The sequence below is a fragment of the Candidatus Hydrogenedentota bacterium genome (assembly GCA_012523015.1).
Taxonomy (GTDB): domain Bacteria; phylum Hydrogenedentota; class Hydrogenedentia; order Hydrogenedentales; family CAITNO01; genus JAAYBJ01.
On the sequence record JAAYJI010000213.1, the window covers coordinates 1 to 9,475 of the forward strand.

At 50.8% G+C, this 9,475-nt stretch carries 6 protein-coding genes; 3 read left to right on the plus strand and 3 right to left on the minus strand.

Features of this window, described 5'->3' with window-relative positions; genetic code table 11:
* Positions 1–563 precede the first annotated feature (563 nt).
* Positions 564–2,030 (plus strand): catalase, encoded by a 1,467-nt coding sequence (locus GX117_09190; GenBank protein ID NLO33515.1) that lies wholly within the window; start codon positions 564–566, stop codon positions 2,028–2,030.
* Between the two features lie 114 nt (positions 2,031–2,144).
* Here the strand turns inward: GX117_09190 and zwf are convergent, their stop codons facing one another.
* On the minus strand, positions 2,145–3,626 hold the full coding sequence (gene zwf / locus GX117_09195; GenBank protein ID NLO33516.1) for a glucose-6-phosphate dehydrogenase: 1,482 nt from the start codon (positions 3,624–3,626) through the stop codon (positions 2,145–2,147).
* A 289-nt stretch (positions 3,627–3,915) separates the two neighbouring features.
* On the opposite strand from zwf, the gene GX117_09200 reads away from it, so the two are divergent.
* On the plus strand, positions 3,916–4,968 hold the full coding sequence (locus tag GX117_09200; protein NLO33517.1) for a hypothetical protein: 1,053 nt from the start codon (positions 3,916–3,918) through the stop codon (positions 4,966–4,968).
* A complete protein-coding gene (locus GX117_09205) occupies positions 4,955–5,572 on the plus strand; it encodes an ATP:cob(I)alamin adenosyltransferase (GenBank protein NLO33518.1) in 618 nt (205 codons plus the stop codon). Before GX117_09200 ends, GX117_09205 begins: the two co-directional genes overlap by 14 nt.
* Before the next feature lie 54 nt (positions 5,573–5,626).
* Here the strand turns inward: GX117_09205 and GX117_09210 are convergent, their stop codons facing one another.
* Together GX117_09210 and acs are read right to left on the minus strand one after the other, a co-directional pair.
* Positions 5,627–7,024, minus strand: a complete 1,398-nt coding sequence (locus GX117_09210) for an OFA family MFS transporter (GenBank protein NLO33519.1) — start codon at positions 7,022–7,024, stop codon at positions 5,627–5,629.
* A 131-nt stretch (positions 7,025–7,155) separates the two neighbouring features.
* Positions 7,156–9,123 carry an acetate--CoA ligase gene (gene acs / locus GX117_09215; GenBank protein ID NLO33520.1) on the minus strand — a complete coding sequence of 656 codons (1,968 nt, stop codon included), beginning with the start codon at positions 9,121–9,123 and terminating at the stop codon, positions 7,156–7,158.
* Positions 9,124–9,475 lie beyond the last annotated feature (352 nt).

Sequence of the window (9,475 nt, forward strand, 5' to 3'; positions counted from 1 at the left end):
GCACAAAGGGCAGCAAATAGGTACAAAGATTTGTGATCAACTAAAGTAACAATAGTGCCGCTCTGACCACAACCAATGATCGTGTCGCCTTCCAGGTCTCCTAAACGCGTACGGGAAGCAACAATTTCGGGGCGCTCTTCAATGGAAACCCGATCTCTTATTATTTCTCTTTTCCCTTTTAAAAGCCCTTTTTTTGCACCGGTTCCATTTCGACCTTGAATCCGCCTCCCCCCTATATTTGTAATAAAATTATTTTTGTGGTACTATCACTTTTTATAAGGAGTTTTACGTTATTGGGAATCTATGGTTCATGGAAGATCGGGATAGATTTACAAAGACTTGGAAGGAATAGACTCCATCTACCCGCCAAACCAACCATGGAAACGAAGCTCTTTACATCACTACAAAATATTAACAATTACTTTGGCGCTATCCCAACAGCTTTCACTTTATACAGCTTTGCATTTCGTGTTGAAGTCCTTGGGAAACTATAGAGCGCTAAAGATCAATATAGTGCGTTGGAATAACTTAATGAAACCCCTACACTTTCAAGGAAAACAAGTATGAAAGATGACAAAAAGAAATTAACAACTGCTTTTGGCGCGCCCGTAGCCGATAACCAAAACGTGTCTACGGCAGGACCTCGCGGACCGCAACTCTTGCAAGACGTTTGGTTCCTGGAGAAACTCGCGCACTTTGACCGTGAAGTAATCCCCGAGCGACGTATGCACGCGAAAGGCTCCGGCGCTTTCGGTAAATTTACCGTCACCCATGACATTACAAAATACACCAAGGCCAAAATCTTTTCTGAAATTAACAAAGAAACAGAAGCCTTTGTGCGCTTTTCCACCGTGGCGGGCGAACGCGGCGCTGCTGATGCCGAACGCGATATCCGCGGTTTTGCAATGAAATTCTACACCGAGGAAGGCAACTGGGACCTTGTCGGCAATAACACGCCCGTGTTCTTCCTGCGCGATCCCCTCAAATTCCCGGATCTCAACCACGCAGTAAAACGTGATCCCCGCACCAACCTGCGCAGTGCATTGAACAACTGGGACTTCTGGACTTCGCTGCCGGAGGCACTCCACCAAGTAACTGTGGTGATGAGTGACCGCGGTATCCCCGCCTCCTACCGTAATATGCACGGCTTCGGCAGTCATACCTTTAGCATGATCAACGCAGAAAATGAGCGAGTTTGGGTCAAATTCCATCTGCGCACCCAACAGGGAATCAAAAACCTGACCGACGCAGAAGCGGAAGCAATCATCGGCAAATGCCGTGAAAGCCACCAACGCGATCTCTACGACAATATCGAGAAGGGCAACTTCCCCAAGTGGACCATGTATATCCAAGTCATGCCGGAAAAAGATGCCTTAACTTGCCCCTATCATCCTTTTGACCTCACAAAAGTATGGCCCCAAAAAGACTATCCCCTTATCGAAGTGGGCGTCCTTGAGCTTAACCGCAATCCCGAAAACTACTTTGCCGACGTGGAACAGGCCGCCTTTAACCCGGCCAATATCGTTCCCGGCATTGGTTTCTCCCCCGACAAAATGCTGCAGGGCAGACTCTTTTCCTATGGAGATACCCAGCGCTACCGCCTCGGTGTCAACCATAACCTCATCCCTGTCAACCGCCCCCGTTGTCCTTACCACAGCTTCCACCGTGACGGTAGCATGCGCGTGGACGGCAATTACGGCGGCACCCTGTCCTATGAGCCCAACAGTTACGGCGAATGGCAGGAACAACCTGAATTCAAAGAGCCGCCCCTTCCCTTGCATGGCGACGCCTACGAATGGAATTTCCGTGAAGACGACGATGATTACTATTCGCAGCCCGGCAAATTGTTCCGTCTCATGACGCCGGAACAGCAGGAAGCCCTCTTTGGCAACACAGCCCGGAACATGTGCGATGCGCCTCGCGAAATCAAAGTTCGGCATATTGGCAACTGCCTGAAAGCCGATCCCGCCTATGGCAAAGGCGTTGCAGATGCCCTTGGCATTCCGCTCAGCGAAGTGCCCGGTGCCTAAGCTGATGTCTTAACACTGATCTGATCTACTGCCGGGAACCTCTGGAAAAGGGGGTTCCCGGTTTTTTTATGTTGTGGAGAAAGACGCTGAAAAGCGTGTTGCCCCCTGAATTCCTCACGCCCATTCAGCATTGTAGAGCGCGGCAAGTGCTCCCGCCGAATCCGGTCCTGCGCTCCCGAAAGGATAGGGCTGGGGTTTAATCGCGCAGCCTTCCAAATCATGAAGCACCGGCGTAAAAATATCCCAAGCCGCCTCCAGCTCATCGGCACGGATAAACAAACTTTTGTCGCCTTGAATCACATCGAGCAGCAAAGACTCGTAGGCATCGGGTATTTCTTCCTTAAAGGCGGAAGCGTAACTCAAGTCCAATTCCGTTTTCTCAAGGCTCATGCGCAATCCCGGTACTTTCGTCATGATATTGAGCGAAACTCCCGCATCGGGCTGCACGCGAATCCGCAGGCTGTTGGGAACAGGCGAGGAATTCGCCGTAAAAATATTGCCCGGCACATGGCGGAACTCAATATGAATCCCGGTGCGTCGCGTATTTAACCCTTTACCGGCACTTAAAAGAAAGGGGACACCATCCCAGCGTCGGTTCCGTAATTTTAAGATTGCGGCCCCATAGGTGGGCGTTATGGAGTCTGCAGGCACCCCTGTTTCCTGCAGATAGCCCTTTTGTACCTGCCCTTTATAATTCGCTTCCGTATATTGACCAATCACCATATCTTCAAATCGGACCGGCTGCACCGCACGCAACGCCTTCACTTTTTCATTGCGCACTTGTTCCGGTTCCAGACTCAAAGGTTCTTCCATCGTTATCAAGGCAAGCATTTGCAGCAAATGATTTTGCATCACATCACGAATAATACCGTAATGATCAAAATAACCGGCACGCCCTTCCGTGCCAATGTCCTCTGACCAGCAAAACCGTATGTAATGTATATTGTTGCGATTCCATATAGGCTCAAAAATTAGATTGGCAAAACGGAGTGCCATCAAATTTTGCACCACTTCTTTTCCCAGATAATGATCGATGCGATAGCTTTGTTCCTCCGTAAACACATGACGCAGGTCTCGGGTCAACGCATCGGACGACTGGCGATCGCGGCCAAAAGGTTTTTCCACAACTACACGCAGCTTCTGCTTCTCCGGAATCTCTTCTGCCATGCCCGCCTCTTTTAAGGATTGTGCCGTCGGCAGGAAAAGGAAGGGCGGCACCGACAAATAAAAAAGACGCGTTACCGGTAAATCATGTTGCTCTTGGGACTCCATGACCGACTTTAACCGCAATAAACCCAAGGGATCATCGTAGCCGCCCGAAACATAGTGGCAACGGCTCAGAAAAGCATCCATTAAGCTGCGACACTCCGATTCGCCCGGCGTGTAGCGGCAACTCAAGGAACCCATCAGCAACATCCGGAAAGCCTCATCGTTGAGTTCGGTTCGAGCATATCCGTAACAGACAAAAGATTCCGGCAACAGCTTCCGGCAAAACAACGCGAACAGAGCGGGAAATATTTTTTTCACGGCGAGATCGCCCGAAGCGCCAATCACGACAATAGAAAGAAACTGATCATGGGATTTATTTTGCGGCATAGTGGGTTCCCTATACATGCTTTAAAAAGAACTACCATTCATACACGGGCAACGGGCAGAGCCATAGGATACGGAGCCCGCACCCTTGTATCGAAGATACCCCTTCGCTTACATCTACATAACAGTAACGAAGCCTTTTACCTTCACGTCAATGCAAAAAGGTATTCCGGGTATAGGAGCTTCGCTAAGAATATGGAGCAATAACGCCTCACAATTCAAATCATTCTTTCCCGCGCTGCCGTCAAATAGACCGTTTCGCCTTCTCTAGCGTATAATCTGAACTGAGATCATGTGCCGGCGACTGCACAAAAAAAAGGAGCAATTTATTATTAACACACGTCTCATGCAAGCCCTCATCCTGACTGCCCTGCTCATAGGCGGTATTGACAGTGCAGCACAGATTGATCCCGACAAAAATGTCTTGACCCACGGTTTGTTCACCATCGAATATCCGGCAAAACAACAGAAGCTGGCGCAACAGACCCTTGCGATTCTCGAAAATGCGGTCCAAGAATTTGATGCAGTGCTGCCTGTCGGTGATACGCCCATCCATGTAATCATCAGTGATGTGCCCACAGAATTTAAGCGCTACGCCGTTCATTTCTCCGGATTGGCCGTGTCCGGTCTTGCTCGGCCTCAAAACAATTTAATCGTGGTGAAAGCGCCGCGACTCCGCGAACCCGGCGGTGATTATCCCGGTACCCTGCGCCACGAACTGGTTCACCTCCTCCTATTCCGCAATATAGACTATGCCAATCTGCCCCAATGGCTAAATGAAGGACTCGCCATGAGCCTTTCCAACGAGTTTTATTGGAGGAGCCTTTTCAAGGTAGCCAATATGTTTCTTCACGGGAGAATCATCCCCTACCGCCTCCTCGACGCTTCCTTCTATAATCCCTCCGACCAGATGCAATTTAGTGATGCCTATGCCCAAGCCTTATCGATGACCCGATTCCTGCGCAACTATCTGGGCGAAACTCAATTTTGGGAACTGATCCATCGGCTCGATTCACAGCCTTTCCACAAGGCATTATTAGAAATTGCAGGCCTCGAAGTTTTGGAATTTTGGCATCTCTATGAAAAAAGTCTGTGGAAGTATGCGATTATTTCAACCATGGCGTCAGGTTTCTTTTTTCAGCCTGCTGCCCTATTGTTGATCTTCGCTTATATCCGTCACCGCCGCATCTCACGGGCATTATATAAGCGCTGGGAAGAAGAAGAAGCCGAGGAAGCTATGGAAGCCGCAGCAGGCATCCCTGCCCAAGTCTATTGGGAAGAACTGGTGGAAGATCCCGACGCATGGAAACAAGGACACTACGAGGATAGCGATGACAACTGGTAAACAAAAGGATGTCCTGCCCTCCCGGATAAGCACAAAAACAGGAGATGGCGGATTCACGCATATACGAGACGGTACCTCTCTGCGCAAAGATCATCCGATTCCGGAGGCATTGGGCGCACTCGACGATATGCGTACCCACATGGCGCTGCTCCGCACCCAATTGATTGAGCAACGACCGGAAGCAAGGGAGGAACATGATTTTCTCCTCTTTTTGCTTCATTGTTGTTTCTTGTTGGGTACCGCCTTATCCGATCCCCACGGGCGTGGGGAAAAAGAGCGCCTGCTCAAGCCCTTTCATCTGGAAAAAGTAGAAGCAGAACAAGAACGTATGGAATCAGCCTTGACCTTGCCCGCCGCTTTCGTCGTCTGTGCAGCAAACCCCCTCGCCGCTCAGGCTGATAGGGTCGCAGCAGCCGCCCGCTGTTTCGAGCGCCGCTTTATTACCGCTCAAGATCATGCTCCCGCCTTAACCGCCCCCCTCTATGGCCGTTTTATCAATCGCTTGAGTGATTATTTCTTTGTCCTCGCTCGGCATCTCGAAAAAGGTGTCCACGAAAGCGTGGATTACAGGCTCTTGGACAAGCCTCATGGGGGAGGCGCGTAACCCGGCCACGCCTCCCCGTCCCTCACCCGCAAATCCGCGCACAGAATAAGCCTTTTATTTTTTCGCCGAGGCCGTGGGCGCTTTCAGAAAGAGCATCACCGCCGCCGCGATAAGACAGGTTATTCCAGAGATAAAAAATGCCTGACGGTAATCACCGGCCTCAAAACTGCGCGTCACAATTTCACCTGACCCTTCTGCCACGAGATATTCGATGCTTTGCGAAGCTTTCATCAAATACGCTGCAAGGAAGGGACCGACCAATCCGCCCGCGCCATAGGCCGTAAACATCCACCCGTAATTCACGCCAATATGACGGGTTCCGTAAAAGTCTGCCGTCACCGCCGGGTACAATGCCAGATAACCGCCAAAACATAAACCCACTATGCAAGAGCCCAGTAAAAACAGCGGATAGGCGCGCATCCAATCCAAGGCGATCATCACACAGCCACACACGACGAACATCAAGATGAGCGTCGTTTTACGACCCAGATTATCGGAGACTTTTCCCCAAAAAATACGGCCGATTGCATTGAAAATGGCGAGAATGGCGACGGCCGTCGCCCCCGCCGATACAATGTTCACAAAGACGTCTTGATGAACGGGCAGGTCGGTAACGGAAGTCATGCTGAAAGACTGCCAGATAGGCGAGGCTTTCATAATCACTTGCAGACCGGCGGCGCATCCCGCAAAATAGGTGAGCCATAAGATCCAGAACATAGGCGTCTTCAACATTTCTGTAGGCGTGAAATCGACCTTCACCGCGCCGGAAACATCAGCAGGCTGCGGCGGCGTCCAACCGGCAGGCGCATAACCGGCAGGCGGATTCTTCAATAACTGGGCGCCAAAGACGACAGCAACTAAGAAAAGAACGCCGAGAACGAAAAAGGTGTTGAACACGCCAATGGCGGGTAAGGGGAAAAGATTCGCGCCAAACAATTGGTAATGACCGCCGGAAATTAAAGTGCGCGCCAAGGGTGCAAAAAAGAAAGCGCCCGCGCCAAAACCTGCCACAGCAAGACCGCTGATCAGACCTCGTTTATCGGGAAACCATTTCACACAGGTCGCGATCGGGCAGACATAGGCCATGCCGATACCCACGCCGCCGAGCACGGAAAAACTCATGATCAGCCAGAGCAACGCCGTTGTTTCCGATGAAAAGGCTACCGTGTATTTGGCAAGGATCAGACCGACACCAAGAATAACACCGCCAATGGTTCCCACCAAGCGCGGCCCCAGTTTATCCTGAATACGTCCTCCAAAAATGACGGCAAGCGCAAAAACCGCCAACACGATTTGCGCAGGATAGGTGACTTGTGCTTCTGTCCAGCCCTTGAAGACGCCGCGCAAAGGAGTCTGAAACACGCTCCAAATATAAACGGCGCCCAGACTGACTTGGATGATCAACGCACCTACTACAATCAGCCAGCGATTGCCATGCTGTTCCGATGCCATAATATTTACTCTCCTTCAGTTGAGTATGAAATCCACACGATTGAAGACCGTCATCATAAAAGGGAGTTGATGCCGCGCGGACACCAACTCCCCTAAAAAATAGGCGTACAGCGTTACCGCTCGAAGAGGGGTTATTTTTGGATCAGACGGCTGTGCTCTGCCACCAAGGCATCAACCACAGAGGGGTCGGCCAAGGTGGTCGTGTCGCCAATCTCGTCCACAGCATTTTCAGCGATCTTACGCAAAATACGGCGCATAATTTTACCGGAACGGGTCTTGGGAAGAGCAGGCGCAAACTGCACCACGTCCGGCGCTGCAATGGGACCGATCTCACTGCGTACATGCATGACCAACTCCTTGCGCAACGCTTCGCTTTCTTCCACACCGCTCACGAGCGTCACGTAGGCGTACAGCGCTTGACCTTTGATTTCATGGGGCATGGGCGCCACTGCCGCTTCCGCCACCTTCGCGTGGCTCACCAGCGCGCTTTCAACTTCAGCCGTACCGATACGATGACCCGACACATTCACCACATCATCAATACGACCCATGAGCCAATAGTCACCGTCTTCGTCAATACGGCAGCCGTCACCGGAGAAATACAGGTCGTTGTACATAGTGAAATAGGTATCGATAAAGCGGTCATGATCGCCCCACATGGTGCGCATCATACCGGGCCACGGCTTGCGAATACAGAGTTTGCCGCCTTCATTCACACCCACTTCGGTGCGGTCGTCACGGAGAATGACCGTATCAACGCCGAAAAAGGGACGGTTGGCACTGCCCGGCTTCAGCGTCATCATAGGCAAGCCGGAAATCATGAATCCGCCCGTCTCGGTCTGCCACCACGTGTCCATGATCGGGCAGCGGCTCTTGCCGACCACTGTGTAATACCACATCCACGCTTCCGGATTGATCGGCTCACCTACAGACCCTAAGATGCGCAGCGAACCGAGGTCATATTTGTTGACCCAGTCGTCACCTTTTTGGATCAGCGCACGGATCGCCGTAGGTGCTGTATAGAATTGGTTGCATTTGAATTTATCGACTATGTGCCAGAATCGGCCCGCATCCGGATACGTAGGCACTCCTTCGAACATCAACGACGTGGCGCCATTGGCAAGAGGACCATAGACAATATAGCTGTGCCCCGTTACCCAGCCAATATCCGCCGTACACCAGTAGATGTCATCCTCGCGCAAATCAAAGACATATTTGTGACTCATGGCAACTTGCAGCAAATAGCCGCCTGTCGTATGAACCACGCCTTTGGGTTTGCCCGTAGAGCCTGAAGTGTACAGAATGAAAAGCGGATCTTCTGCGTTCATGGATTCCGGCTCACAGACCGTGTCCGCCTTGGCCATCAAATCGTCGTACCACAGATCACGGCCGTCTTTCATGGCGCAGGGTTCTTCATTGCGCTTCACAACGATACAATGTTCGATGCTCGCGCAGTCGTCCTTTTCCATGGCCTCATCAGCAATGGCTTTCAGACCAATGTGTTTGCCCGAACGGAGCGACACATTCGAAGTGATCAGCAGTTTGCACGAGGCATCACCAACACGGGTAGCAATGGCATCTGCGCTGAATCCGCCAAAAACAATACTGTGAATGGCGCCGATACGAGTGCAGGCGAGCATGACGATGGGCAATTCAATGATCATCGGCAAATAAATGCAAACCCGGTCGCCTTTTTTCACGCCCAGACTTTTCAGAACGTTGGCGCATTTGCACACTTCCGTGTACAGTTCGCGATACGTCATTTTAATCACATCATCTTCAGGTTCACCCTGAAAGATCAGCGCCACTTTATTTTCCCGGGCCGTGCCCAAGTGCCGGTCGAGGCAATTGTACGAGACGTTGAGCTCACCGTCTTTAAACCACGTATGTTCGATTTGCCGGTTCTCTGTGTCCCACACATATTCCAAGGATTTTGTCGGCGCTTTGAACCATGTCAATTCTTTAGTTGCCTGCTCGATCCAGAAAGCGTCCGGGTTCTCGATCGAAGCTTCCCACATCTTTTGAAATTCATCCCAAGTCTTGATAGCGGCTTTTTCCACTATCTCCGCCGGCGCAGGAAAACTCCGTGTTTCCGTCATCAAAGAACTCATGCTTTTCTTTTCTTCGGTTGCCATGGGCATCTCCCTTTCTACATCGGTTATTGAATTGGGGCGACAACGACAGCTGATAGTCGTCACGCCTCGTTTACACAACACGTTTAGGTCGCAGCTGAGATGAATATTCCGGGTTAGTCTCAGCGTGATCTCGCTCTATACTGAATAGTAGGTATATAGAACAACCAAAAAAAAATAACGATTTATTCGCGTACTACCTACCGTTCGTTATAATTAACATTGTAGACAATATCAAGACCGAAATGCAAGCTATGATTTAACTCAGATTTAGCCTTGGAATTGTTACATAAGGTGAGGCGCAGGACCGCTATTATCC